This window comes from Microcoleus sp. S36b_A4, from assembly GCF_036700645.1.
Lineage (GTDB): Bacteria > Cyanobacteriota > Cyanobacteriia > Cyanobacteriales > Microcoleaceae > Microcoleus.
The window spans coordinates 18,101-44,270 of record NZ_JAUBPI010000021.1 but is presented as its reverse complement, the minus strand read 5'-3'; the positions used below and the strand labels follow the sequence as shown (position 1 = coordinate 44,270).

General features: G+C 46.8%; 20 protein-coding genes. 5 read left to right on the top strand and 15 right to left on the bottom strand.

Features of this window, described 5'->3' with window-relative positions:
- Positions 1-67 precede the first annotated feature (67 nt).
- The 9 genes from QUA03_RS09210 to QUA03_RS09170 form a co-directional block, all read right to left on the bottom strand.
- Positions 68-1,708 carry a thioredoxin-like domain-containing protein gene (locus QUA03_RS09210; protein WP_333211468.1) on the bottom strand — a complete coding sequence of 547 codons (1,641 nt, stop codon included), beginning with the start codon at positions 1,706-1,708 and terminating at the stop codon, positions 68-70.
- A 180-nt stretch (positions 1,709-1,888) separates the two neighbouring features.
- Entirely contained in the window at positions 1,889-2,887 is a 999-nt protein-coding gene (locus tag QUA03_RS09205; RefSeq protein ID WP_333211466.1) for a type II restriction endonuclease, read from the bottom strand.
- Positions 2,868-4,301 (bottom strand): site-specific DNA-methyltransferase, encoded by a 1,434-nt coding sequence (locus tag QUA03_RS09200; RefSeq protein ID WP_333211464.1) that lies wholly within the window; start codon positions 4,299-4,301, stop codon positions 2,868-2,870. The genes QUA03_RS09205 and QUA03_RS09200 overlap by 20 nt, the downstream gene beginning before the upstream one ends.
- 308 nt (positions 4,302-4,609) lie before the next feature.
- The gene (rppB, locus tag QUA03_RS09195; RefSeq protein ID WP_333211463.1) at positions 4,610-5,941 is read right to left on the bottom strand and encodes a two-component system sensor histidine kinase RppB; all 1,332 of its coding nucleotides are present in this window, start codon (positions 5,939-5,941) and stop codon (positions 4,610-4,612) included.
- A gap of 1 nt (position 5,942) precedes the next feature.
- Entirely contained in the window at positions 5,943-6,656 is a 714-nt protein-coding gene (gene rppA / locus QUA03_RS09190) for a two-component system response regulator RppA (protein ID WP_333211461.1), read from the bottom strand.
- Entirely contained in the window at positions 6,653-9,802 is a 3,150-nt protein-coding gene (locus QUA03_RS09185) for an efflux RND transporter permease subunit (RefSeq protein WP_333211459.1), read from the bottom strand. Before QUA03_RS09185 ends, rppA begins: the two co-directional genes overlap by 4 nt.
- A gap of 106 nt (positions 9,803-9,908) precedes the next feature.
- Positions 9,909-10,565, bottom strand: coding sequence for a hypothetical protein (locus QUA03_RS09180; RefSeq protein WP_333211458.1), 657 nt, complete (start codon positions 10,563-10,565; stop codon positions 9,909-9,911).
- A 391-nt stretch (positions 10,566-10,956) separates the two neighbouring features.
- Positions 10,957-11,925: an arsenosugar biosynthesis arsenite methyltransferase ArsM gene (gene arsM / locus QUA03_RS09175; protein ID WP_333211456.1), complete on the bottom strand. Its 969-nt coding sequence runs from the start codon at positions 11,923-11,925 to the stop codon at positions 10,957-10,959.
- Positions 11,926-12,008: 83 nt separating this feature from the next.
- Positions 12,009-13,637, bottom strand: a complete 1,629-nt coding sequence (locus QUA03_RS09170) for a hypothetical protein (protein ID WP_333211454.1) — start codon at positions 13,635-13,637, stop codon at positions 12,009-12,011.
- A 649-nt stretch (positions 13,638-14,286) separates the two neighbouring features.
- Here QUA03_RS09170 and psaA point away from each other — a divergent pair.
- From psaA to QUA03_RS09150, 4 genes are all read left to right on the top strand, one after another.
- Positions 14,287-16,581, top strand: coding sequence for a photosystem I core protein PsaA (gene psaA / locus QUA03_RS09165; protein ID WP_333057330.1), 2,295 nt, complete (start codon positions 14,287-14,289; stop codon positions 16,579-16,581).
- Positions 16,582-16,691: 110 nt separating this feature from the next.
- Entirely contained in the window at positions 16,692-18,920 is a 2,229-nt protein-coding gene (psaB, locus tag QUA03_RS09160; protein ID WP_333057331.1) for a photosystem I core protein PsaB, read from the top strand.
- A gap of 164 nt (positions 18,921-19,084) precedes the next feature.
- Positions 19,085-20,443 carry an AAA family ATPase gene (locus tag QUA03_RS09155; RefSeq protein ID WP_333211452.1) on the top strand — a complete coding sequence of 453 codons (1,359 nt, stop codon included), beginning with the start codon at positions 19,085-19,087 and terminating at the stop codon, positions 20,441-20,443.
- 1 nt (position 20,444) lies between these two features.
- On the top strand, positions 20,445-20,981 hold the full coding sequence (locus QUA03_RS09150) for a hypothetical protein (RefSeq protein ID WP_333211451.1): 537 nt from the start codon (positions 20,445-20,447) through the stop codon (positions 20,979-20,981).
- A 47-nt stretch (positions 20,982-21,028) separates the two neighbouring features.
- Here the strand turns inward: QUA03_RS09150 and QUA03_RS09145 are convergent, their stop codons facing one another.
- The 3 genes from QUA03_RS09145 to QUA03_RS09135 form a co-directional block, all read right to left on the bottom strand.
- Positions 21,029-21,223 (bottom strand): hypothetical protein, encoded by a 195-nt coding sequence (locus QUA03_RS09145; RefSeq protein ID WP_333211449.1) that lies wholly within the window; start codon positions 21,221-21,223, stop codon positions 21,029-21,031.
- A 158-nt stretch (positions 21,224-21,381) separates the two neighbouring features.
- Positions 21,382-21,594 carry a helix-turn-helix domain-containing protein gene (locus QUA03_RS09140; protein WP_006631308.1) on the bottom strand — a complete coding sequence of 71 codons (213 nt, stop codon included), beginning with the start codon at positions 21,592-21,594 and terminating at the stop codon, positions 21,382-21,384.
- A gap of 87 nt (positions 21,595-21,681) precedes the next feature.
- The gene (locus tag QUA03_RS09135) at positions 21,682-21,894 is read right to left on the bottom strand and encodes a helix-turn-helix domain-containing protein (protein ID WP_242717445.1); all 213 of its coding nucleotides are present in this window, start codon (positions 21,892-21,894) and stop codon (positions 21,682-21,684) included.
- 183 nt (positions 21,895-22,077) lie between these two features.
- On the opposite strand from QUA03_RS09135, the gene QUA03_RS09130 reads away from it, so the two are divergent.
- Positions 22,078-22,548: a hypothetical protein gene (locus QUA03_RS09130; RefSeq protein WP_333211447.1), complete on the top strand. Its 471-nt coding sequence runs from the start codon at positions 22,078-22,080 to the stop codon at positions 22,546-22,548.
- A 41-nt stretch (positions 22,549-22,589) separates the two neighbouring features.
- Here QUA03_RS09130 and QUA03_RS09125 read toward each other — a convergent pair whose 3' ends face one another.
- The 3 genes from QUA03_RS09125 to QUA03_RS09115 all read right to left on the bottom strand — a co-directional run bounded on the left by QUA03_RS09125 (position 22,590) and on the right by QUA03_RS09115 (position 26,169).
- The gene (locus tag QUA03_RS09125; protein WP_172190588.1) at positions 22,590-22,796 is read right to left on the bottom strand and encodes a hypothetical protein; all 207 of its coding nucleotides are present in this window, start codon (positions 22,794-22,796) and stop codon (positions 22,590-22,592) included.
- A gap of 319 nt (positions 22,797-23,115) precedes the next feature.
- A complete protein-coding gene (locus QUA03_RS09120; RefSeq protein WP_333211445.1) occupies positions 23,116-24,438 on the bottom strand; it encodes a CO2 hydration protein in 1,323 nt (440 codons plus the stop codon).
- A gap of 177 nt (positions 24,439-24,615) precedes the next feature.
- Positions 24,616-26,169 (bottom strand): NADH-quinone oxidoreductase subunit M, encoded by a 1,554-nt coding sequence (locus tag QUA03_RS09115; RefSeq protein ID WP_333211444.1) that lies wholly within the window; start codon positions 26,167-26,169, stop codon positions 24,616-24,618.
- Position 26,170 lies beyond the last annotated feature (1 nt).

Here is a 26,170-nt window from a genome sequence, read left to right as displayed (position 1 = left end):
TGACCACAATCAATCGGGCAATCAGGAGAATTGAGAACCCTGGCTAATAGGAAAAAGGTCGATCGACTTAATCAGGAACACAAACCTCCGGAGCGCACAAACTGGGGAAATCCAAAGTTGTGACTTCCAGCGTATCCAACTCAACTTTCCGAATTACATGATTGTTCGTATCAGCAACAAACAAATGAGGCCCGATCGCACTCAACCCTGAAGGCTCAAAAAATCGAGCCTTGAGACCTTTAGCATCAACCAAACCTGCTGTACCATCTCCAATCATTGTTCTGCACGTACCGCCCCGGTGGTCGATCCGCTTAATTTTGTGATTATAAGTATCAGCCACCCAGAGGTAATTTTGAGCGTATTCAACACCCAAACAGTGCTGCAACCTTACCTCCTCAGCGCGACCATCTTTATCCCCAAAACCAAACAATTCACCGCTACCGCAAACAGTGCGAACCTTCGGGTCTTCATCTATACCCACAGCACGAATCGAACTAATTTCGCTGTCGGCAACAAACAACTCCGATCGATCCGTAGACAGGCCGCTGGGCTGAGAAAAAGCAGATTCTGCAAGATTCCCATCCACACAGGATTCTCGGCCAATACCTGCATAAGTGCCGATCGTGCCAGTGTCTAACTGCATTTCCCAAATTTGGTGGGAACCCGCCATTGCAATAAAAAGTCTATTTCCAACTCTTTCTAAATCCCAAGGCGAATTCAATTGCGTTTCTAAAGCCTTGCCGCTGCGGGGTGAAATTTCGTGACTTTGTTCGCCTGTACCAGCAACAGTTTCTACCCGTTGAGTCGTAAAATCAATCTTTCTGATAGCATGATTTTCCGTATCAGCAACATATAGAATTTGACTTTCTGCATCAAAAGCCATACCTTGAGGTGCAAAAAACTCAGCCTCTTCAAAGTCCCCATCAGTTAAACCCGCCTTGCCGCTACCGATGACGTGCAGCACCTCACCTTCGAGGGTGCTGACAACAATCCTATTGTGGCCGGAATCGGCAATAAATAAGCAAGAACCGACTAAGTTTTGTATAACTGAATTAGCAGGCCCTGGCAATACAGTTTCATCTACAGATTCATTTTCCTGACTCATTTCGCCCAAAAGTGCAACCTGTTGGTGAAGATGTTTTGCCTCCGTTGCAGCGATCGCAAATGCCAGCACTTTTCCGGGAAAAGCCAATGGTGTTGATACAGGTTTGCGCTGTTTTTCTAAGCTAAAACGCAGTTCTTTAAAATTAAGCGCATTTTTATCTTTGTATTCAGCAATTAACTTGCCAACTAACTCGTCAAGTGCTTCTCTATTGCCTTCACCCGAAACAAAGCCAACGACATAACTTTCAGGATCGATCACCATTAAAGTTGGCCAAGCGCGAACGGCATAGCTTTGCCAAACTTTCATGCCGCTGTCAACGATTACAGGATGTTCGATATCGTAGCGGAGGATAGCTTGGCGGATGTTTTCTACTTCTTTTTCGTTTTCAAATTTAGCTGAGTGAACGCCGATAACCGTGAGGGAATCTTTATATTTTTGTTCGAGGTATTTTAAGTCGGGCAGGACGTGCAAGCAGTTGATGCAGCAGTATGTCCAGAAGTCGAGGAGGACGACGCGCCCTTTTAAGGATTCAATGGATAAAGGTTTTTCGGTGTTCAGCCAGGGGTAGTTTCCGGGGAATTCTGGTGCTCTGACGCGGGGCATGGCATCTCCTGGGTAGGATGTGAATGATTTTTTTACTTCTTTAATTTAGCGGGAAGTTTGGCAGGATGGGAAGGAAGCTGATTAAAGCAGGGTTTTTGGAGACAGCGAAGATGGCTGTGTCACAAGACGGGGGTCAGGGAGGATGTTAAAACAGACACGGAGTCAAAACGGTTTTTGCTTTTATAAATTACATAACCAACGACAAATAGATGCAACTTGATTCTCCTCATTCAGATTGGCAGCATTAGTGAGAGTCCGGTTTTCCAGTTGATGCCAAATTTCACCCGCCATCCTTGTCGCCACCGCTGAACCCACAAAGAAAGTCAGAGGTGAATGTCCAACCCGGAAAAAAGCTTCGCGTATGCGATTTAGTGCCGCTTGTGCCGTTTTCCAATGCTCATCTGCACCTGCAGGATCGATTCCGCCTTTAAGTTCGCCCAATGCAATAACATAAGGTGCCACCATAGATGGGTCAATTGCGCTGGATTGACTGGCTACCAACTCCGTCGGGGCAAGATTAAATAAACATAAATCCACATTGCTCCTGACTAGCGGAACAGTTAGGTTATAAATCAATGTGCGATTACCCAGCTCGCTCTCCCAACTTATCCCACGTAAAGACAACTCAATTTCTGTGTCATCATTTGTCATGGCTATCCACTTTTTTGTCTTTGAGTGTTGCCAGTAATATCTCTTACCAGCAATGGTGAGAGTCGAGAGGATAGCACGAGTTAGTTTTCTTTGTGCTAATGCTCCGCCAACATTACGCATTGAGCCACCAAGCGTGTCACCACGAGTCAGTAGAAATCTAAAGACCAATTCCTCCACAAAACTTGTGCCTGCTGGCTCAAGAAAATTCCTGATTAGACCATTGATAGCTTCAATTTTATCATTTGGCATCAAATGAGCAAGAGACTTGTCAGATAATCCTGCCGCAGTCAACAATCCCATTTCAATGCCCTTAACATTTAACAAATCAGCAGGACTCTCAGCTTGACCAGCAGCTTCTTGAAGTGCTCTTGCTTGGGCGACGTAAGGTGTAGCGCGTCGATTTTTTTCAAGGGCAAGTGCAACAAAACCCGCACGAGTGTCTTCATAGGTTGTGACAAGATCGTCACTGGATTGAAGATGGTTACGATAAACACGCATAGGTTTCGAGTTATTGTTTTTTCCATACATAAACGCACTTCCTCAAAGGAGCACGTCCATAATTTCCCATCTGTTGACTACTATTCCCCTTATCACCTGGTAAGACGAGAATATTTTCAGTAATAAAGCCTAGTTTTTCAGCAAAATCAGAAAGAATCATGTCCACTGAAATGCTTATACCTGCGTAGCGCACATTGTCATTAACCATAAACAAAAATGCCCCAGGTTTAAGGATACGAAAGCTTTCTTGTATTACGCAAGCCATTTCATAGAAATATCCTCTTACCATTCTTGGTATACCATTGTTATTCAATACGCCCTGTGACTTTTGGCTGTCCAAATATCTTAAGATAGCCTGCAACAGAGTTTGCGAATTAGCAATACTTAAAGCGACTTCCCAAGCCGGATTGATAGCCAATAAATCTTTGGGGTGATTTTCAACCGTACAACTTAGCATTTCCTGACGCAGATTAATTAATTCCTTTTCAGAAGTTCCTAGTAAAGCTAGCTCTAGTGCATAAGTACGAGTATAGTCATATCGATTGCAGTAGGGTGGAGATGTGATGATTGCATCGTATGTAGAGTCCGGCAAATCGGGCATTATCTTCAGACAAGAACCTTGATGCAAATTAATTTTGCCTTGATTATTCTGAGTTTGAAAAAGCTCAAGTTGTTGTGTAGGAGGTTCTAAGTCGTTAACAAGATCATTAAATTTTTGGGTAATAGCTTTACTGAACTCAAGAACCTCACCTTTATTGAAGGACTTCTTTGACTGGCCATGACCCGAACGGTAATCCCAACGAAGATACTGTCCATCTTTGCGTGTATAGCTTACGGATTCTAAAACACACAGTAAAGTCAAGACTAAAACTGATTGAAGCTTGGTATTTTCTTGATAACAAGCTCCAAGATATTGCTCAATTTCTATTTTATTTTGTTCGGAGTAAGCCCCTTTAGTGATCCTCAATTCTGGCAGAGTGACTGGGTTTTCAAATTGTTTCCATATTTGCAAATTAAACCATGTCTTTAGCCGCTGAAAATCATCAAGAGTAAAGGCAGTGTCTAAAAGGATTTTGGTATTAATTATTTGTTGCCCAATAGGTAATAATTCAATCCCCTCACCATCTATTCCCAAGTCGCTAGCAGCAAATAAAGCAGTTCCACTACCTGTAAAGGGATCTAAAATCTTGCCTTGAATGACTTGATATTTTTGGAATAAAAACTCTACCAGAGAAGCCGAGAAAGCTTCCTTATACTTGTACCACCTATAAATGGGTCTAGTTTTGTTAGCCTGAAAACTAACCAAAAGTCGCGTAAGCGAGGGCTGGACTACAAACTTGTCTTGAAAGCGATCGTGTAATTGCCTGTCAAGGTTATCAATCTCTTCCAGAAAGTCATTTTCCACTTCAGGGCCTATGTTAGAGATGCTTGATATATTTACCATGACTACAAATTATTAAATAACTAACTGTCGATCGTAGTATACCAGTATCTCCAATCAAAAAACGGGCAGATGTCGCTACCCTATAAATTCTCTCTGACGAACCAAAGAATTAACCGCTTCAGAAATTCTCCCCTCTGGCTGAACCCCAATTTTCTCCTTGGTTTTCCCGGCTGTTATTTTCCAAAATAACCAATACACCGTTAATTTTATTCTGCTCGATCGCACTTACGATCGAGTTAACCCACAAATTGATATTCTGCGATTCCCCTTGCAAAGGCAATCTTGACGCGATCGCAGTAATATTGTTCTCATTTGAGTGGTAGACGGATTGTAAATGTACTGCCTTTTCCTAACTCACTCTGGACTTGAATGCTGCCTTGATGAGCCACTGCGATCGCATTTGCAATCGATAGCCCTAATCCAGCACCACCCGTGGCTCTAGAACGATCGCTCTGCACTCGGTAGAAACGATCGAAAATTCGCGTTTGTTCGGCTGGGGCGATACCAACACCTGTATCTTGAACTTGAATTATGGCTTCCTTGTCGGTGCAATCGAGGATGGCAAGGATTAGCCCTCCTGGGGGAGTGTAGTTAATAGCGTTGGTAATTAAATTCGTCACCATTCGGTAAAGTTGGGCTTCATCCCCAAGAATTACAACGGCTCGCGAAGCACGAATTTCTAACATCAATTCCACCTCAGCCACCATTGCTAAACCTGCAAGTTCTTCTACTAAATCGCCGATTAGATAGTTGAAACAGCAATGCTGCAATTGAGTCGGAATCTGTTGTTGCTCAATTCTACAAATAAACAATAAATCTTTCACTAACCTAGAAAGGCGGATGTTTTGTCGTTCAATAATATCCAGGTTTTGACTAACCTCCGGTAAATCTTCAGCCTGACGAGTATCCTCAACAGTAGTCTGAATGACAGCCAGAGGCGTTCGCAATTCATGAGCGGCATCGGAGGTGAATTGCTGCATCTGGAGATAGGATTGATAAATTGGTCGCATCGCTAGTCCAGATAACCACCAACTAGCTCCTCCCACTAGCAGCATGACCAAGGGTAAGCCTAAAAAGAGCAACAATCGCAAGGTGTTAAGATAGGCATCCCATTCTTTGAGCGATCGCCCAATTTGCATATAACCCCAAGGCAAACCGCTGTTTGTTCTCAGTAATAGAGAAATTTGATAAAAGCGATCGCCACTAGAAAGATGCAGAATTTGCCAAAACTCTTTTGGTGCAAAGTTTTCTAATACATCCGGCTGCTCTCCAACCTTTGCTAATATTTCCCCAGATTGGTCTAAAAAGCGGAGATAATATCCCTCCTGCTGAAACACCCTAGCAGTATGTCGCGCCCCGTCATTGCCTGAAGAGTAACAGTTTTCATTCCACAGACACAAACCGGGCAAAATAGTTTTCAAGCTGGATGAAAGCTGTCCCGGTTGTTGTAATTGTGGTTCGATAGTGTCATGCAGCGTTCCGGCTAAGGACTGTAGTTTTTCCTGGAGGATGTACCGCTGCGTGTGAAACACAACCTGATAGACTGCAACACCGCATATACCTAACAACAACCCCAGGACGATCGCATACCAACCCGCAAGTTGCCAGCGCGTGCGGTTAAATAGCTTGTTGGAGTGCATATTACTTGTTCAAGCGATACCCGAATCCATGAACCGTTTCAATCATCCCGTCACAGCCATAATCTGCCAGCTTGCGGCGCAACAGACGAATTCTGGCAGCAACTACATTGCTCATCGGGTCAGTATCTACATCCCACAAACGAGTCAAAAGTCGATCGCGCGTGAGGATTTGGTTCGGATGCTGCATGAAATATTCCAATAACCGAAACTCATTAGCCGTCAGAGGAATAACCCTTAGCTGTCCTCCGTCATCCGTAGTGCAGATGATGGATTTAGTATAGTCAAGCAGCAATCGCCCCACCTCTAGTTGGGCAGGATTGAAATGGGGTGAGTGTTCTGGAGACAAACTCCGTCCCCGTCGCTGGAGTGCCCGCAACCGAGCTAACAATTCTGCTTTAATAAACGGTTTCATCAGATAGTCATCAGCACCCGCATCTAGCCCTGCCACCATATCCTCTGTTCGATCTTTTGCCGTCAACATCAAAACGGGTAATGGATTATTCTGCTGGCGCAAGCGTTGGCAGAGTTCGACGCCAGAGATTTCCGGCAGCAACCAGTCAAAAATGGCAACCGTGTACTCGATCCATTGGTCTTCCAGATAGTTCCAAGCAGTTGTGCCATCTTGCACCCAATCCACCAGGTACTTTTCTCGGCTCAAGGTGCGTTGCACAATGGCACCCAAATCTGGTTCGTCTTCCGCCAGCAGAATTCTCATTTTAGCCCTACTCCATCTCCATTCGTTGGTGTCTGCTCCATGCTGTAGTTTCTCAACTCGTTGATTTCCAGCATCCGTTGAGGCATCAGAAACTTCCCAAATCGAGCATACAATGCAGGTAGAACCATTAGGGTGAGAGCAGTTGAGGTAAAGAGTCCGCCGAGGACGACGATCGCTAGCGGCTGCAACAATTCCTTACCAGCCCCACCGCTTAAAACCAGGGGAATCATCCCTAATGCCGAGGTGAGTGCTGTCATCAAAATTGCCAGCAACCGTTCCATCGAGCCTTCGACAATGACTTTGGGAAGTGGCATTCCTTGTGCCAGTTTGGTGTTGTAGTTGTCTACAAGCAGCAACCCATTCCGCGTCGCTACGCCAAACAGGGTAACAAAGCCCACCATTGACGGAACTGAGATAACGCCGCCCGTCAGCAGGACTGAGATAACACCGCCAACCAGGGCTAATGGTAAGTTGATCATAACCATCAGCATGGCAGGAACGGATTTCACCGTGAAGTACATCAATACGGCGATCGCTAGCACTGCTAATATTCCGAAAATTAGGAAGTTTTGAGCAGCGCGTTGTTCCGACTCATACTGTCCGCCGTACTGAATATAGTAGCCTTGGGGCAGTTGCACCGATTGCTTAACCTTGGCGCGAATGTCATCGACGACCGAAGCAACATCGCGTCCCTGTACGTTGGCTGACACCACAATTAAACGAGAGACATTTTCTCGGTTAATCGTGTTCGGGCCATTGCCAAAGTCAACCTTTGCCACTTCCGAAAGCGGGATGATTTGACCTGTTGGGGCATTAACTTGGAGGTTGCGAATCGTGTTGAGATTGCGACGCGCAGATTCGTTGACCCAAACCAACACATCGACCAACTGTTGACCATCGGGCACTTGAGCAACCACGCGACCATTCAGGGCTGTTTCAGTGAAATCGGACAATTGGGCGATCGTCAATCCGTAGCGAGCGGCTGCATCTCGGTTAAATTGAATTTGTACTTGACGGATCGGTATTTGGGGCTCAAGCTGAAGGTCTACCAATCCCTTCACGTCTTTCATTGTCGTTTCGATTTGTTCTCCAATGCGGCGTAGTTCTTGTAAATCGTTGCCGAATACTTTAATGGCGATCGCACTCCTGACCCCCGACAACACTTCATCCATCCTGTGACTGATAAATCCACCGATATTGGTAGCAACTCCCGGAAACTGACCCAATGCCTCCCGCAAGGCTTCAATCGAGGCAGGACGGTTTTGCATCGCAGCTTCACTCAGTTCCACGTCCAAGTGTGCCAAGTTCACCGATGCCGCATCCGGATCGCCCGGAGCACGCCCCGCCCGGAGTTGTACTGATTCAAACCGGGGGTCATCCTTAAGTGCTGTTTGAATCGCTAACCCAACGCGATTGGTTGCTTCGAGTGAGGAACCCGGATAAAGGGCGATCGCATTCATGAGCGATCGTTCCTGGAATGTTGGCAGAAAATCCCGTCCTAACGTCGGCACAATCAGCATGGCCGCTACCATTGAGGCTGTTGCCAGTCCTAAAATTAAGGTAGAGCGACGCATCGCCATTCGCAGCAACGGATCGTAGAGTTGTTTAGACCACCGGGCTAGGAAGGGTTCTGTCGTCTGCATCCGGCTGTGAGGCAGTAGAATGGCACACAATGCAGGGGATATTACTAGGGATTCCAGGCTGGAGATGATTACCACCACCAGATAGGCAATGCCCATTGGGGTGAAGATCCGCCCCTCTACCCCAGAGAGGGTGAAAATCGGTGAAAAGACGATAATCCCAATTAACGTCGCTCCAATCAGCGACTCGCGCACCTCCTGAGAACCCTCAAAAATAATCTCTAGTGGTGGCTGGGGATTGGGCGAGAGGCGATTTTCCCGTAAGCGGCGATCGGTATTTTCGCAATAGACGATCGCATCATCCACTGCTGTCCCGATCGCCACTACCAATCCGCCGAGAGTCATGGTGTTGAGTTCCAGCCCGATCCAGGAACACACCAACAACGAGAACAGTAGCGTGAGAAAGAAATCCAGCAAACAGATGGTGAGGGTGCGCCAGTTCATCAGAAAGGGAATCAGGATGGCTGCGACAATCAAACTGCCTTCGATCAAGGCTGCTCGCACATTACCAACTGAGGCATCAATGTAGGCATCTTGCCGGAAAGTGACGTTTGCCTTCACATCCTTGGGTAAACCTGGTTTAATTTCCTCCATCGCCTCGATGATGGCTTGCGTGACGGTGGGACTATCCACCAAAGGTTGCTTGTTGACCATCACCACCACAGCCCGTTTAGTATTCCAACTGGCATCGCCTCGCTGGAGTGCAGCCCCAATCTTCACCTCTGCCACATCCCGCAGTAGAATGGGTTTTCCCTCCTGCACCTTGACCACAGCTTTTTGCAAATCTGCGATCGTCTGGATTTGTCCCTCGCCTCGAATCACCAATTCGCGATCGGGGTCAATCAACAATCCACCTGCGGTTTTGGCATTTGCCTCGTTTGCCGCCTTGACGACTTCCTGAAGGGAAACCTTCAACGCTTGGAGTTTTTCAGGATTCGCAATCACCTGAAACTGCTGCAAATCTCCGCCGTAAACCAGCACTTGCGATACGCCTGGAACTGCCAACAAGCGATTGTTGACTTTGCCATCCACCAAACGTCGCACTTCCATGAGCGATGTAGTGTCAGACGTGAACGCATATTGAATCACCGTTCCGATGGGGGGAGCTAGGGGCGATATCTGTGGTGCACCAATTCCTTCGGGTAATCGGTCTTGCGCGTCCTGCAATCGCTCTGCCACCTGTTGACGAGCTTGATAGGGGTCAGTTCCCCACTTAAACACCACCCGCAATACAGAAATTCCTACGGCTGAGGAGGTACGAACGACTTCAACTCCTGGTGTTCCGTTGACCGCACTTTCTAGCGGTAACGTCACCAACGATTCCACCGCTTCCGGCGCAAGACCGGGGGCTTCTGTCTGTACTTCTACTTGAGGGGGCGCAAAGTTGGGCAACACGTCGAGGGGCATTCGACTTACAGTATGTGTACTCCAGATGGTTAGGGCGATCGCCCCGAACACCACTAACCATCGTTGAGCAATAGACCATTTGGGGATGACGTTTAACATAAGGATGAAATTTGGATAGCATTAGGCAAGCTTTTAGGAGACGGAGTAAAGATTTTTACTCCGTCGCGATCGACTGTTACCAAAAATCTTGGTTTTTGAATGTCTATTAGTCCTTGCCTTTTAACCCAAAGACGGCTAATCCACCCACCAGTAAAACTCCTGCGCCTGCTACCCACATCAAAGGTGACGATCCTTGAGCAGGCTGCGCTTCTGCTGGCGATGTAGCGGGCGATGCTTGCGTTTCTGCTGGCGATGTAGCGGGTGATGCCTGCGTTTCTACTTGCGATGTAGCGGGTGATGCCGTTTCTGCCTGTGGTTTACCTCGCAAAGCCTCCGAGTACAAAAACGTTGCCCCCTGCATCACAATCTGATTTCCCGGAACTAAATTGCCTTCTTTAATTTCCACCACATCTCCAGAGTCGCTACCAATCTGAACTGAGATTGGTTTGTAGGTTGTTCCTTCCTGGATGTAGACGAGCTTTTGCCCATTGGCATCAACTAAGCTGGTGCTGGGAACTTTGACAATACCTCCATCGGTTGTAGGGGCAATTGCCTCTGTCTTAATTCCCAATGCGGTTGCTTTACTGGCATCGACCTCGATCGGTTGCATAATCTTCGCCGCATCGCCACCTGCAAACTCGTTGTCATGCCCAACGTGCGCCAGCACCGGGGTTGGAGCCGTCCACAACACTAATCCCAAAACAAAACTAGACCCGTAACGGACGATCGATAATGAATTTGAAGTTAAAGATTTCGATAGCATGGAAATTTCCTCCTCACATTTAGCGAACGGGGGTGATGAAAACAGCCACTCCTCTCAAGAGCAATCTATTCCTTACTTCAGAGTTGTGAACCTTCTCCCGCTAGGATGTCAGGGGGAAATAAAAATTTGATGAAAATTTGAGGCGAAGTCTAAAATTAGAGACCTCTAAGCTGTTGCGGCCTTTAAATTGTATGTCAAAAAAAATCAAAGTCTTGTGGGGATTAGGGTTGGGCGTCCCGCCCGCCCTGAATATACAATTCAAATGCGCGACAGCTTATACCATGGCTCACTAACATGAGGTGCAAAGAGGGCATAGGAAGCGCCCACACCTCACTTCTTTGAGAAACACTCTATTCCCAAAAGATTACAGCCCCATTATTCCGAAATAAATCTAACAGCAACCGCCGCCGTTATAATGCCAAGTCGAGTCAGTAATCAACACATTATCGGGCATCAATCCCCCTAACTTCCCCGCAGTTTTATCGCACACCGCCGCCGGAACTCCCCGCTGCAAAACGTGGCCTGCCCCGTCATCAAACAGCTCTTCAGACCCCGTATAAATCGCCGTCTTCCCAGTGAAAATGCAAGCTCCGTCATCCGGTACATCCACTTTGAAAGACACCGAATCTAGGCTTTCTAACAGCAAATCTGCATCCAATTGATAATTGTGTTTGTCCAGCAATCGGTAAGGACGGCGCGCCCGCACTTCGACTTGCCCAAAACCAACGTCTACAAGGTGTTGAACGTATTCTGCGTATGTCAAAGCGCCGGACAAACACAGGGCCCGCAAGCGTTGGTCTTCCTTCAAATGCTGCGGAATGGGGCGAGTTGCGATCGGATCGCTCATCAACAATCTGCCACCCGGTTTTAACACTCGATAAGTCTCTTTTAATGCTTTAGCTAAATCCGCTGGTTCAAAGATATTAAACAAGCAGTTTTGGGCGACAACATCTACAGAAGCATCCGGTACCGGCAACGCAAAAGCATCGCCTTCACAAATTTCTACAAAACTCGGATCAAACCACTCATTTTCGTGGGCGGCTATTTGCAAGTTTCGTGCAGCCGCATCTCGCATTGCTGGAACCGGATCGACGGCAATAACTGCTCCTTTGTGTCTAGAAAAATATGCAAATTGTAGTGCTTCCAAGCCGCCGCCGACGCCTACATAAAGCACGAAGGGATTGCCGACAAGTTCGGCTGCGTGAACGGTTGTGCCGCAGCCGTAATTCATTTCTTGCATTTGTTGAGGAATTTTTAATCCTGGCAATTGCAAGGGACTGCTCTGGACGCAGCAAAGTCCGATTTGGGGTGTTTCGGCAACATCGCTGTAGAATTTGGCGGCTGTTTCGAGGTAGGTCATTTTTTAGTGTCCTAATTTTTGATTTTTGACCGCAGATGGAGCACGGGCGGGACACCCATGCCACGAATCCCAGAAAGATTTTGTTAGGTGGCAAATTCGACTTTTTGTTCGGATTTGGGCGGATTTTCTGGTTCGGAAGCAGTTGTTTTGGGATCTGCTAATTGGGTAGTTGGCTGGCTAGGAGTTTCAGCGGCAACTGGTGGCGTTGGCGGTACAAGATTGGGAGATTGTTCTGGTATCGCGGGAGCCACTACTTTTGGTACTGGAGCTTTTCCTGTTATTTCTGGCAGGGTTGGTGGCTCTGAAAAATTAGCAGGTTGCGGTTCTTCACGCAAGAAGTTGCGGAACCGATTGTAGTATCCTTTATATTCCTGTTTTTTTGTTTGGGGAGATGCTGTTGGGGTCGGTTCTATTACTTGAACTGGTGCAACAACTTTCGGGGTTTCTAACTGTGGAGTTGCTGTCGGTGTCGGTTGTATTACTTGAACTGGTTCTACAATTTTCGGCGCTTCGAGTTGGGGGGTTCCTGTCGGTGTCGGTTCTATTGCTTGAATTGGTTCTACAATTTTCGGCGCTTCGAGTTGGGGGGTTGCTGTTGGTGTCGGTTCTATTACTTGAATGGGAGCAACTTCGGGAGCGACTGTTGGCTCTAAGCTGGGTTCGGTAACAGGGGTTTCTGGAACCGCTGGTGAGGGTGGGACAACTGGTGTTTTTTCTAATGCAGGTGTCGGCGTCGGTTCGGGAGTTGGGGTTGGTGTCGGTTCGGGGGCTTGGTAGGTGCGATCGACTATACCGCGAGTTTCTGCTGCTGTTAGTTCGCCCCGCACTAATTTTGAAAGAGGCTCTTGGCCGAGCGGTTGGAAATTTATCAGTCTGACTGTATTATTAAAGGCGTTTTTGACGATATTTCCCCGTTCGTCAATTAATTCTAGCTTTACCCAGTTTTTCCCTGGTTTGAATCCTTTAAGATATATAGGTTGCCACTGGTCGATCGCAAAGCTTTGGCCGTTGACTGTGGCTCGAATTTTCCAATCGAGTATTTCATCTTGGGAATTTTCTTGCGCCACTTCGTGCGGAGGGGCATTTGTCAAGTAAAAGTCGAGCAGGATGGGTTCTGCCCCGTAGCTGCCTTGGGGGCTGTTGTACGTTAATAGGGGTAATGTTCGATCGGGATTATTGTCGTCTGTTTTGGTAAAAACGTGAAAGGTGGTTTGAGCCGCGGCACCTTCGTTTTTAAAGCTTTCTTCCCAAGGGCGGGCGGCGAACACCTGCAGGGTATGGGTTCCGGGTTCTAAGTCGGAGAGCGTTAAAGGTTGGTTGATATCGTAAACTGCTGCATAAGGTTGGTTGTCTAATAAAACTTGCAGATGGGGGCCCAAACCCAAGTTTGCATCTTTGAAAATGGGCAAGTCCTTCACTTGGAACTCAACAGATACATTTATATCCTGAAGCACTTCGTCAGGTTTTGGATTCAAAATACTAATTTGAGGCTGGTAGATTTCTAGAGCCTGACGCAGTTGTTGAATGGCTTCTGGGGGAGAAACCTCTGAGATTCTGTTTACTGGGGCGGTAGCTGAGCCGCTCTTGTTCCCTGATTTGGGCAATTCGGGATGGCCCGCGCCACAACTTGCTAAACCCAAAATTAATACTGCTACTGCGAACAATGCCAGCAGCCTGCCCGCAACCGTTCTGTGCCAATTGATCCCAATCACGCAACCATACTCCTAGAAGCCTTCTCATAGGGAACTATAGCCCAAAAATGAATTTAGTATTGGGGAATTGCCGACTTCGGAATTCCAAAGCCGCGTAGGAACCCGGATTGAGGCAGCAGCGGGCAACCCATCGTCTCCTACTCTTAATTGCTGCAGCCTTTTTCCAAAACAAACATATATCTACAAATGAGTATTCCTAAATTACCTTATCTTTGAGTTTTGTAAAGTTAATGGCAGTACCCCTTGACTTTTTAGAGCGACTGTGGGATTTAAAGGCGTTATTACATCAAGAATAGAGGCTTTTTTAAGTATTGTTAACAAGCGATTAATACTCCTCTAGCAAGCTTATAATTCATAAAACTCCCTCAAAAGGAGCAGCCGTATCAAGTCTGAATCAAGGAGGCGATCGGCGACTCCAGATAGCGAGAAGAGTTAGCAGTACCCAGTCACATTGTTAGCGACACTGGGAAACTGGCTTCTTCACAGAAGCAAAATGCTTGGGGAAACGATGCACCTGCGTCTAGCTCTGCAAAGAGTAAAGTGCAGTGAAGTGTCGGCTTTTTCGAGAATCCCCCGCCTAATCAAGCGTGGGGAGTGTCCGGTACAGTGTTCAGTTCTCGTTCCTTGTCTTACCGAGAGGAGAGTCTTCATGACCATTAGTCCTCCAGAGCGAGAGGTAAAAGCTAGGGTAGTAGTCGATAAAAATCCGGTTCCAACTTCTTTCGAGAAGTGGTCAAAACCCGGTCATTTTGATCGCACTCTAGCTAAGGGGCCAAAAACCACCACTTGGATTTGGAACCTCCACGCTAACGCTCACGACTTTGACAGTCATACAAGTGACTTAGAAGACGTTTCGCGCAAAATCTTTAGCGCTCACTTCGGCCACTTGGCAGTAATCTTCGTATGGTTGAGTGGCGCATATTTCCACGGCGCTAAATTTTCCAATTACGAAGCTTGGCTGACAAATCCTACAGCCATCAAGCCCAGCGCTCAAGTGGTCTGGCCGATTTTTGGTCAAGAAATTTTAAATGCAGATGTAGGCGGCGGCTTTCACGGGATTCAGATCACCTCTGGTCTATTCCAATTGTGGCGCGCCAACGGCATCACTAACTCATACCAGCTATATTGCACTGCGATCGGCGCCCTGGTAATGGCAGCTTTGATGCTGTTTGCCGGTTGGTTCCACTATCACGTCCGCGCTCCGAAACTGGAATGGTTCCAGAACGTGGAATCGATGATGAACCACCACTTGGCAGTTTTGTTAGGCTGCGGGTGCTTGGGCTTCGCAGGACAACAAATTCACGTTGCTCTGCCGATCAATGCTTGCATGGACGCGATCGATGCAGGTGCACCGCTGACAGTCGGCGGTAAGCTGATCAAAACAGTTGCCGACATCCCCCTGCCGCACGAGTGGATTTTGACACCCGGCTTGATGGCTGACATCTACCCGAGTTTCGCTAAAGGTTTAACCCCCTTCTTCACCCTCAACTGGGGCGCATATACAGACTTCCTGACCTTCAAAGGCGGTCTGAACCCCACCACAGGCGGTTTGTGGCTGACTGATACAGCACACCACCACTTAGCTTTGGCAGTGCTATTCATCGTCGCTGGTCATATGTACCGGACGAACTGGGGCATCGGCCACAGCATGAAAGAAATCCTAGAGAACCACAAAGGCCCCTTCACTGGTGAAGGTCACAAAGGTCTCTACGAAATCCTGACTAATTCTTGGCACGCGCAACTGTCGATTAACTTGGCACTGATGGGCTCTTTGAGCATCATCGTCGCCCAACATATGTACGCGATGCCTCCCTATCCGTACATCGCGACCGACTACCCGACTCAGCTATCCCTGTTCACCCACCACATGTGGATTGGCGGATTCCTGATTGTTGGAGCAGCCGCTCACGGAGCAATCTTCATGGTTCGGGATTACGATCCCGCTGGAAATGTCAACAACTTGTTGGATCGCGTGATCCGTCATAGAGATGCGATCATTTCCCACCTGAACTGGGTTTGTATATTCTTGGGCTTCCACAGCTTCGGTTTGTACGTTCACAACGACACGATGCGCGCTTTCGGTCGTCCTCAAGATTTGTTCTCGGATACCGGGATTCAGTTGCGTCCGATATTTGCCCAGTGGGTGCAAAACATCCACGCTTTGGCTCCGGGCACAACAGCGCCTAATGCTACGGAAATCGTTAGCCACGCTTTTGGCGGCGGTGCAGTAGTAGTAGCCGGCAAAGTAGCGATGATGCCGATCGAGTTGGGTACGGCGGATTTCATGATCCACCACATCCACGCTTTCACCATTCACGTTACAGTCCTGATTCTTTTGAAAGGCGTGTTGTTTGCACGCAGTTCTCGCTTGGTTCCTGACAAAGGCAACTTGGGCTTCCGGTTCCCTTGCGACGGCCCCGGCCGTGGCGGCACCTGCCAAGTTTCTGGTTGGGATCACGTGTTCCTAGGCTTGTTCTGGATGTACAACTGCATCTCGATCGTGATTTTCCACTTTAGCTGGAAAATGCAGTCGGACGTGTGGGGAACAGTATCGCCAGACGGCACAATTTCTCACATTACCGGTGGCAACTTCGCACAAAGTGCGATCACGATTAACGGCTGGCTGCGGGACTTCCTTTGGGCGCAAGCTTCTCAGGTAATTCAGTCCTACGGTTCGGCACTGTCGGCCTACGGTTTGATGTTCCTAGCTGGACACTTCGTCTTCGCCTTCAGCTTGATGTTCCTGTTCAGCGGCCGCGGCTACTGGCAAGAACTTATTGAGTCGATTGTTTGGGCTCACAACAAGCTCAAGGTAGCTCCGTCGATTCAGCCTCGCGCTCTGAGCATTATTCAGGGTCGGGCTGTGGGTGTAGCTCACTACCTCCTAGGAGGAATTGTCACTACGTGGGCATTTTTCCTAGCGCGAATCATTTCGGTAGGGTAAACTACCCCTAGGTTTTGGATTCTCGATTTGGGAGGAATCTCAAATCGAGAATCCAAACTCCGAACCGAATCCCTTCAATTTTGTTCAGGATTCAGGATTAATCAAGGCTTATGGCAACGAAATTTCCAAAATTTAGCCAAGACCTTGCCCAAGACCCGACCACACGGCGGATCTGGTACGGGATTGCCACAGCACACGACTTTGAAAGCCACGATGGCATGACCGAAGAAAATCTTTACCAAAAGATTTTTGCTTCTCACTTCGGCCACCTAGCAATCATTTTCTTGTGGACATCGGGCAGCCTGTTCCACGTAGCATGGCAAGGTAACTTTGAACAGTGGATTAAAGACCCTCTAAACGTCCGCCCGATCGCTCACGCGATTTGGGACCCGCAATTCGGCGCTCCTGCAGTAGAAGCTTTCACTCAAGGGGGCGCTTCTAACCCGGTGGATATCTCTTACTCCGGTGTCTACCATTGGTGGTTCACCCAAGGGATTCGGACAAACGCCGACCTGTATCAAGGAGCTATCTTCTTGCTACTACTGGCGGCTGTATTCCTGTTCGCAGGTTGGTTGCACCTCCAACCAAAGTACCGCCCCAGCTTGTCTTGGTTCAAAAATGCTGAATCTCGCCTCAACCACCACTTGGCTGGTTTGTTCGGTGTCAGCTCTTTGGCTTGGACTGGTCACATGGTTCACGTTGCTATCCCCGAATCTCGCGGACAGCACGTAGGTTGGGACAACTTCCTGTCTACCCCGCCTCACCCGGCTGGTTTGGCTCCGTTCTTCAGTGGTAACTGGGGCGTATACGCCGAGAATCCAGATGCAGCGAACCATGTCTTCGGTACTTCCGAAGGCGCTGGAACCGCAATTCTGACTTTCTTGGGTGGCTTCCACCCTCAAACAGAATCCCTGTGGCTGACAGACATTGCTCACCACCACTTGGCGATCGCAGTTCTGTTTATCGTTGCCGGTCATATGTACCGGACTAACTTCGGTATCGGTCACAGCATCAAAGAGATGTTGGATTCTAAGGCTGGTTTGGTCGGCGGCAAGAGTGAAGGGCAGTTCAACTTGCCTCACCAAGGCTTGTATGAAACCTACAACAACTCGCTGCACTTCCAACTGGCATTTCACCTCGCTGCTTTGGGCGTAATTACCTCCTTGGTAGCACAGCATATGTACGCGATGCCTCCCTACGCTTTTATAGGTAAGGACTTCACGACTCAGGCTGCGCTTTACACCCACCACCAGTACATCGCTGGATTCATCATGGTCGGCGCTTTCGCCCACGGAGCTATCTTCTTGGTGCGGGACTACGATCCTGAAGCAAACAAAGGCAACGTGCTAGATCGCGTGTTGCAGCACAAAGAAGCGATTATCTCTCACTTGAGCTGGGTGTCGCTGTTCTTGGGCTTCCACACTCTCGGCTTGTACGTTCACAATGACGTTGTAGTAGCTTTCGGTACTCCTGAAAAGCAAATCTTGATTGAACCTGTGTTCGCACAGTTCATCCAAGCTGCTCACGGCAAAGCTCTCTACGGCATGGACGTGCTGTTGTCTAACCCCGACAGCATTGCTTCTACCGCTTGGCCCAACTACGGCAACGTATGGCTCCCAGGCTGGTTGGATGCGATTAACAGCGGTACTAATTCTCTGTTCTTGGCGATCGGACCTGGCGATTTCTTGGTTCACCACGCGATCGCACTAGGCTTGCACACCACCACCTTGATCTTGGTCAAGGGCGCTCTGGATGCACGCGGTTCTAAGCTGATGCCGGACAAAAAAGACTTCGGTTATGCTTTCCCTTGCGACGGCCCCGGCCGTGGCGGTACTTGCGACATCTCTGCTTGGGACGCGATGTACCTGTCTGTATTCTGGATGTTGAACACCCTAGCTTGGGTAACGTTCTACTGGCACTGGAAGCACCTGGGCATCTGGCAAGGTAACGTGGCTCAGTTCAATGAGTCTTCTACCTACCTGATGGGCTGGTTCCGCGATTACCTCTGGCTGTATTCTTCTCAGTTGATCAACGGTTACAACCCGTATGGTACTAACAACTTGTCAGTCTGGGCTTGGATGTTCTTATTCGGACACCTTGTTTGGGCAACTGGTTTCATGTTCCTGATCTCTTGGAGAGGTTACTGGCAAGAGTTGATCGAGACTTTGGTTTGGGCTCACGAGCGCACTCCTTTGGCTAACTTGGTTCGCTGGAAAGACAAGCCTGTTGCTTTGTCGATCGTCCAAGGTCGTTTGGTTGGCCTAGTTCACTTTACTGTGGGCAACGTCCTCACTTACGCGGCCTTTGTAATTGCCTCGACAGCCGGGAAATTCGGGTAACTCTGAACTCTGGTTTCTAGGTAATTAAATGAAATCCCCTGCCTTCTGGCGGGGGATTTTTTTGTATATGTTGTTTAACTGAAGCTGTTAATCAGGAATCTGAGGCCGATCGATCCTCTAAACCTCATTGTGGGTAATAATAGAGAAAAGCCTGAGTCTTCAACATGGTTCAACTGTCTTCTGACTGGAATAATGAGGCTTATGTGTCTCTGCATCTGGTTCAGACAATGCTAGAGATGGCGGGTTTGCCTCGCAAGAGTAGTTATTCTCACTGGATTCCAGAGTTTAAGGTTAAAGTACCTAAACTGACTGCCCATAGTCAGATAGTTTGGACTCAAAAAGAGGTTGATTTCTTAGTAGAAGACTTGAGTCGGTATATTAACTTTCTGGTTGAAATTAAGACGGCTAAAACTAGACTTGATGCGGCAGCTCGCATTCAGTTACAAACGTATCTCAAATACTCTAATACAAGATTTGGGATACTGATCGATCCGTTTTTAGTGGAGATTTACGAATATACACAAGGACTCGCAACTCTAAAGTGTAAGCACAATATAGAAAACCCAGAACAAGTTCAACCAGTAGCAAATTTCGTTAGAATTTTTTTGGATACAGTTAAAATGCGTACAATTGCAATTTACACAGCTAAGGGTGGAGTTGGCAAAACCACGTTAGTTGTTAACATCGCTTATGAATTAGCCAAAATAGGTAATAGAGTTTTAGTTGTTGACTTGGATGAGCAAGCCAATGCTAGTCTATCTTTGGGAGTTAATAAAGCTGATGAGTTAGATAAGGCTACAACTTTGAAAGAGTTCGTGCAAATCTTAGATTCTTTGAAGGAACGAAAAGAATTGATAAATTTTCTCAAAGAATACGATCAGCCTGGATTTAAACCTAATGAATATATTCAACCTTCAGCTTTGAATAAAATATTAAGCCTCCATAATCAGGCCAACGGTAAAATAGATGTTCTCCCAAGCAGCTACCAAACAACCGATAGTAGCATCTTAAGCTTGGGTTTATATTGCAATAAAAAGCTCGATAATGCCCTGAGAAAAACGGGTTTATCAAAAGAATATGATTATGTAATTATTGATACGCCACCTAGCTTGACTGCTGTTAGTCAGAACGGTCTCCTTGCTGCTCAGTATATCATTATACCTTCGCAAATGGAGTATTTCTCAGTATATGCAATTAGGAGACCCATAAAAAATGCAGAAGAGATTCACGACGATACCAACGGTAGGAGAGGAAATATCTTAGGAATAATTCCTATGATGGTTGAAAATGTCAATCTACACACTACTATAAAATCTTTAGTTTCTAAGGTATTTAAAGATATCCCTCTTCTTCCAGAGATAAAGCGAGCTACCGCTGTTGGTCAAGCTTCTCATGAGCGCAAACCTCTTTCTTTATTTGCTGAGCAGAATAGAGGAGCGAGTAGTGTAGCAACACAATTTTCAAATTTGACAAAACAAATCGTCAAGCAAATAGATCACTTAGAAAGGAATAGCAGTAAGTAACATGGTCAACTTTTACAAAAAAATTGAGAGCCAACCTTCTTTTGTAGTCTTAAATCAGATAGAAATTGCTAGAGAAAATTCAGGCACTTCAACCTCAATCATCAAAAAAGTTTCGCAATCTCTAACAGATTGGAACTTTAACCTGTCTCTGCCGATTGTTTGTCTCACCGATGAAGAAGATCACTACCATTTGTTAACTGGTTTACCCATCTATGAAGCAGCTAAGGCAGCTAATCTAGTCAGGCTGTGGGTGTTTGTGATTGCAGCCAAACAACCAGAAGCAGAAAAGGCTATTGAACAAGCTGTTTTGCAGTCAAAGCTGAACGAAAGAGTTGTTGAGCCTCAAGATGTTACAGATTTCTTGGATTTTATTAACAATCCAAAATCTGACCTTACCTCAATCCCTGGAGTTAAAGATGGATACGCAAAGCTGATCCGTGATAAGCGTGTTTACAGTTCTCTGGAAGATATGCAGAAAAAACTCGGTGCTAAGCGGGGCTTAAATTGGCTAAGAGCATACAAGCAATCAAAAAGCTAAGCTCGCCAGTTCTTGAAATTTTGAGAAGTGCGATCGCCCTTATCTCTTCAAATCTCCCCATTCATCTGCATTTGATGCACCTTGTCCGCCAACTCTTGGCGGCTTTCCTTATCGAGTGCATCAATTGCCAGCATTCCCAAATACACTACTTCTTTCTGAGTTAGTCTGGTCGCTAGCGCTTGTTTTTGAATGACTTCCTTGATCACGGAACTGACCGCGATCGCAGTATTAGTTTTAGCCACGAATAATAATCAACTATTAATAACAACTTTCCTTGATGTTACCATCCTCAATCCGATTAAGTGCAATAATGTTTGACTTACTACAGTTAATCATGCTATAGTGTAAAAAATAGAAAAAAGCGATCGCCCCCGGTCTGGACAACTTAATGCCGATCGACCTATTCCTCAATAATCTCCACCAAGTCCTCAATCATGACATCAAAAGCCCGCGCTAACTTGTACAGGGCGGTAAAGTCAACCATTGATATTTCTGAACGACGAGCATAGCTGGTTATGGTGCTGTAGATCACGCCCGATCGCTCAGCCACCTCCTTGAATGTCCAGCCCCTCTCGGCCGCTAACTCTCGCACTTTTACTCTAACTAAACCCATTTTTGATAAAAAATGCAGTTCCGTTTTAAGATAATTGCATCTGAAAAAGCTATCGCCCTCCGGTCTAGACAACTTAAGGCTGATCGACTATTCCTCTAAAACCTCAACCAAATCCTCAATCATCACATCAAAAGTGCGAGCTAACTTCCGCAGCAAAGTAAAGTCAACCGTTGTCAGCCCTGGACAACGGGCATAATGCTTGACAGTGTTGTACATTACCCCAGAACGTTCTGAAACTTCCTTGAATGTCCAACCTTTCTCTGCAGCTAGTTCTCTGACTTTAATTCTTACTAAACCCATGCTTGACAATGGGTGCTATAACACCTTAAAATAAATTCATCTAAAAAGCCGACCGCCCTCCGGCCTGGAAAACTAAAGAGCGATCGTCTGTAAAACCTAATCTGGACAGATTATTTCTTTCTATCAAAAAGTGCATTTGCCATATCCAGAAGTCTACTAACCATATCCAGAGGTGTACTAGCCATGATATCAGAAACTCCAGCAAAATCGCGAACGATCGCAGAATCGAGAATAATTCACAAATCGCCAATCCTGCATCCGCTGGCGAGATTCGTTACCGAAGAAACAGTTGCACTCCTGTTCAATATCTCAGCGGAGGAGATTTACCGCATAGAATGCTGTCACTACATGGTGTACGTACACGCTAAATGCATCAGCCGCTTTGTTAGCTACGCCGATTTTCCTCCTATTTTACAAGTACAGCCGATCGCACTTCAAGATTTTGGCAGATGGTACAAACGCTGGAAAAGCAAGCAAGCACCAGCATTTTGGACTAAATTCTACACGTACAAGTTCAAAAAAGCTGTTTCAGTTGACAGCTTGCTAGAGTGGGGCCAATTGGTAGCTACTGTTAAATCGGTCATTTCTGGGGCCGCGCTGCAACAGCTACGAGATGTCTATACCCAAGAAAAAGATTTGATGGAGAAATTTTAAAGTGCGATCAACTTAATCCTACTTGAACTTTCAATTAAATTTTAAAACACTTCATCTTCGATTCCCAGCCACCATTCCCCCAGATTCATTAAATCTTTGTGAAGGTCAGTAAGTTCTGTCATATACTCTTCAGCAGAAATCTCCGATCGCCTTTCTTGCAATTTTTTCAGCCGCAGTTGCACCAACAGCCAAGGTTTGGAAATCCCGTCCTTTGCTTCGATATATTTGGCTAAATCTTTGCTGTCCATAGTTATTGGGGGAGGGGCATAGGGCATAGGGCATCGGGCATTGGATCTTGGACAATTTTACATTTTAGATTTTCGATCAACTGGTAATTTTAATCTAAAATCGGATGGGGCCTAGTAATCGGTAATCATTAAGCTGTCACGCATTTAAACCACTAACGAGGCTTGTAGGGTGCGTCAAGAGTGAACACTTACGCGAAGGATGCGGGAAACACTTCTGTACTGACTCACCCTACTATCGTCTTTTAAATGCCCAACAGCTTAGGAGTTTTTGCAATAACAAATTCCCGATGCCCGATGCCCCATTCCCAATGCGCGATGACTACCTATAATCCGAAGTCTGAATATTCTTGAGCTTCGCAGCATATTTCATACCGTATTCCGGGCGACAGAAGCGATCAAGCTGAGCCTCAAAGAATGCCCTATTTGCCTTCAAATGCTTCGGATTGGGGTCATCCAAAGGATACAAAAGAGCCGTCCGCAACGCTTGAAACACTGCCGAAGTAACGCAGTACATCGATCGCTGAAATGTCACTCCAATTTGATTGAGAATATCATCTTCGCCGCGACAGCGCTGTTTGTAGAAATCCCTCAAATAAGGCGGCAGGAAATGCAGCATATCTTGTGCTAGCAAAGTCGGCGGAATCCCCGCCGTACCTACCGGGAATTTGTCTGCATACAAAACTCCGTAGTGGAAGTCTTTTTGGTCGTCAGGAACTTCCTTAGCTTGAGCATTGTAAGATTTGGTTCCTCGGAACGGTGAAGTGCGATAAAATACAGCTTCCACGTAAGGTAACGCTGCTTCATAAAGCCAAGTAAAACCCTTAGATTTGGGGATGATTTCGTAGGTTTCGCCGTCGATTTGAACGTGGTGGTAAATCGGGCGTCCGGCGATCGCAAATATGCCATTTACTAGGAAATCCATCGCCTGTGGGACTGTGGTAACTTTCCCTTCGTCGTACAAGTCGGAAACCTCAAAAAACACCGGCGCCATGACTTCCCAGAATAAACCGAGATTGCTGTAATAAGACATTTGGCGGCACTGTTCTAAAAACATTTCGGGAAATGCTTTGTGAAGTGCCAGCATGAACGGGTCTTTTTTGAAGTAAGCTTTAATTGCCCGATCGGCATTAGCCTTATATTCGTCACTGTCCAAATAAGGATCGAATTGATTGGTGGGCACGTACAAGCCCCGGTGCCAAAGCATTGACCTCATGCACTCTTCCGCAAATTCCATGTTAATGCGATCGTGCCACAAATGGTGAAACAGCCGCGGGAGTTTACCAGTTTCACCCTTCTCCATGAACTCCAAGAGTTCCGGGTGAACGCTGCCAGTCCCGCGCCAAATCCGCAAATCTGCACCGTCACCTGCATAGTGATTTTGTAAATCTAAATACTCTTGGGGTAAAAAGTATTTAAAGAAAGGAAGCGGGTGTAAAAATACCCGTTCGGCGATGTAAAGCAAGTCCCGCCAGTAAAAGTCCATCGGCACCGCGTAAGCTTTCCAAATAGCGATGATTTGCATCAGATTTTCCGGCGTATCTGGAATCATCGCACCGCCTGCTTCTAGCCTGTGAATTACTTCGGCAAATTCGTGTTTAGAAGGAGGTAGTTTTGTTGCTGGTTTATTAGGGGTTTGTACCATTGTTTCTTCCTTTGATTGAGTGAATCTAAATATTTTGAATTATTGCAAAAAGCTGCGATTCTTTAACTGGTTTTCCGGCTCTGCTTAGGAAACGATATCCAGGCCGGCAAGCCGGACAATTGGAGGCAGAGCCTCTGGATCTGCGTTTCCAGGCAGAGCCTGGAAACAAGTAGATGCTTAGTCTGCCGAGGCGGACTTCGTTTGTGTAGACGCGATTTCCATATCCAAGTGCTCTAGGGGATAGCTAATAGCAACTTGGGTATTTCTGTCAGCCGGCAGAGTAGCAACGATCGCATTTGTAGTAGATTCGCTCCACTTGAGCAGCCAAGCAGGTTGAATTCCCAACACAAAAATGATGCCCGCCAAAACCAGCGCCGGCATATTTTCAGCAAACGTAACTGGAGGGTAGTAAGCCGTGGCATTGTCCAACTTCCCAAAACAGGTGCGGTTGAGCAGAATCACAAAGTAAACTGCTGTTAAACCCGATGCTAAAATGCAGAGTAAAGTGGGAATTGGAAAGATCGAGAAACTGCCTTGAAACACTAAAAATTCGGCAATAAAACCCACCAAACCCGGAATTCCGGCGCTTGCCATGCCACCCAAAACTAACAGGGAACTGGCAGTGGGTAAACCCCGCATCGGGTTCATCAAACCGTTAAGTACGTCCAAATCCCGCGTGCCAACTTTGGTTTCGATGATGCCTACCAAATAAAATAGCAAAGCTAAAATTAAGCCGTGGCTTACCATTTGCCCGACTGCACCGATTAATGCCAGCTTCGTACCCGCGGCGCAGGCAACGAGGATGTAGCCCATATGCCCGATCGAACTATAGGCTACCATGCGCTTGATGTCTTTTTGGGCGATCGCGCTCAAAGCCCCGTACATCACGCTCACAGTCCCAATAATCGCTAAAACCGGAGCTATAATCGACCAAGTTTCGGGAAACATCTGTAAGCCGAACCGTACTAAACCGTAAGTTCCCAACTTCGCCAGAATCCCTCCCAGCAAAATTGCTGTTGCTGGCGAAGCTTCGACGTAAGCATCCGGTAGCCAAGTGTGCAGCGGCACCAAGGGAATTTTAATTCCCAACCCAATTAGCAAAATTGTTAGCAGGATTAACTGCAAATTTCTCGGCAATTCTTGAGTGGTAATCGCACTGTAATCGAAATTTAAAGACCCACTCAGCCAAGCCACACCTAAAAATGCTGCCAGCACTAAAAGTCCCGAAACTGCCGTGTAGATCAAAAACTTCATGGCAGCGTATTCCCGCTGCTTTCCGCCCCAAATCGCAATCAACAGGTAAAAAGGAATTAATTCTACTTCGTAAAACAGTACAAACAGCAGCAAATTTTGAGACATCAAAGCTCCGGCAATACCAGCATTGATCAGCAAAATCAAAGCATAGTAAAGCTGGGGGCGCTCCATCTTTTCGCCGGTGCCGTAAATGACTAATAGCGTCAGCAAAGCGCTTAAAACCAGCAGCGGCAACGACAAGCCGTCAATGCCCAAGTTGTAGCTCAAACCTAATTGTGGAATCCAAGGCAAATATTCTTGAAATTGCAGTCCCGAATTGGCTGGATCGAATTGAGTCAACAGCCAGATATTCAAAATGAAAATAGCTGCCGCAAAAGCCGAGGCTATTGAACGCAGACGCATTCCATTGATATTTCCGGGCAGGAACCCGACTACCGCAGCGCCCAACGCGGGCAACCAGAGCAAGGCACTAAGCATA

What these genes read in the sequence shown, in the direction of transcription:
- QUA03_RS09210 (WP_333211468.1), bottom strand. Translation starts at nt 1,708, where the DNA reads ATGCCCCGCGTCAGAGCACCAGAATTCCCCGGAAACTACCCCTGGCTG.
- QUA03_RS09205 (WP_333211466.1), bottom strand. Translation starts at nt 2,887, where the DNA reads ATGTATGGAAAAAACAATAACTCGAAACCTATGCGTGTTTATCGTAAC.
- QUA03_RS09200 (WP_333211464.1), bottom strand. Translation starts at nt 4,301, where the DNA reads ATGGTAAATATATCAAGCATCTCTAACATAGGCCCTGAAGTGGAAAAT.
- rppB (WP_333211463.1), bottom strand. Translation starts at nt 5,941, where the DNA reads ATGCACTCCAACAAGCTATTTAACCGCACGCGCTGGCAACTTGCGGGT.
- rppA (WP_333211461.1), bottom strand. Translation starts at nt 6,656, where the DNA reads ATGAGAATTCTGCTGGCGGAAGACGAACCAGATTTGGGTGCCATTGTG.
- QUA03_RS09185 (WP_333211459.1), bottom strand. Translation starts at nt 9,802, where the DNA reads ATGTTAAACGTCATCCCCAAATGGTCTATTGCTCAACGATGGTTAGTG.
- QUA03_RS09180 (WP_333211458.1), bottom strand. Translation starts at nt 10,565, where the DNA reads ATGCTATCGAAATCTTTAACTTCAAATTCATTATCGATCGTCCGTTAC.
- arsM (WP_333211456.1), bottom strand. Translation starts at nt 11,925, where the DNA reads ATGACCTACCTCGAAACAGCCGCCAAATTCTACAGCGATGTTGCCGAA.
- psaA (WP_333057330.1), top strand. Translation starts at nt 14,287, where the DNA reads ATGACCATTAGTCCTCCAGAGCGAGAGGTAAAAGCTAGGGTAGTAGTC.
- psaB (WP_333057331.1), top strand. Translation starts at nt 16,692, where the DNA reads ATGGCAACGAAATTTCCAAAATTTAGCCAAGACCTTGCCCAAGACCCG.
- QUA03_RS09155 (WP_333211452.1), top strand. Translation starts at nt 19,085, where the DNA reads ATGGTTCAACTGTCTTCTGACTGGAATAATGAGGCTTATGTGTCTCTG.
- QUA03_RS09150 (WP_333211451.1), top strand. Translation starts at nt 20,445, where the DNA reads ATGGTCAACTTTTACAAAAAAATTGAGAGCCAACCTTCTTTTGTAGTC.
- QUA03_RS09140 (WP_006631308.1), bottom strand. Translation starts at nt 21,594, where the DNA reads ATGGGTTTAGTTAGAGTAAAAGTGCGAGAGTTAGCGGCCGAGAGGGGC.
- QUA03_RS09135 (WP_242717445.1), bottom strand. Translation starts at nt 21,894, where the DNA reads ATGGGTTTAGTAAGAATTAAAGTCAGAGAACTAGCTGCAGAGAAAGGT.
- QUA03_RS09130 (WP_333211447.1), top strand. Translation starts at nt 22,078, where the DNA reads ATGATATCAGAAACTCCAGCAAAATCGCGAACGATCGCAGAATCGAGA.
- QUA03_RS09125 (WP_172190588.1), bottom strand. Translation starts at nt 22,796, where the DNA reads ATGGACAGCAAAGATTTAGCCAAATATATCGAAGCAAAGGACGGGATT.
- QUA03_RS09120 (WP_333211445.1), bottom strand. Translation starts at nt 24,438, where the DNA reads ATGGTACAAACCCCTAATAAACCAGCAACAAAACTACCTCCTTCTAAA.
- QUA03_RS09115 (WP_333211444.1), bottom strand. Translation starts at nt 26,169, where the DNA reads ATGCTTAGTGCCTTGCTCTGGTTGCCCGCGTTGGGCGCTGCGGTAGTC.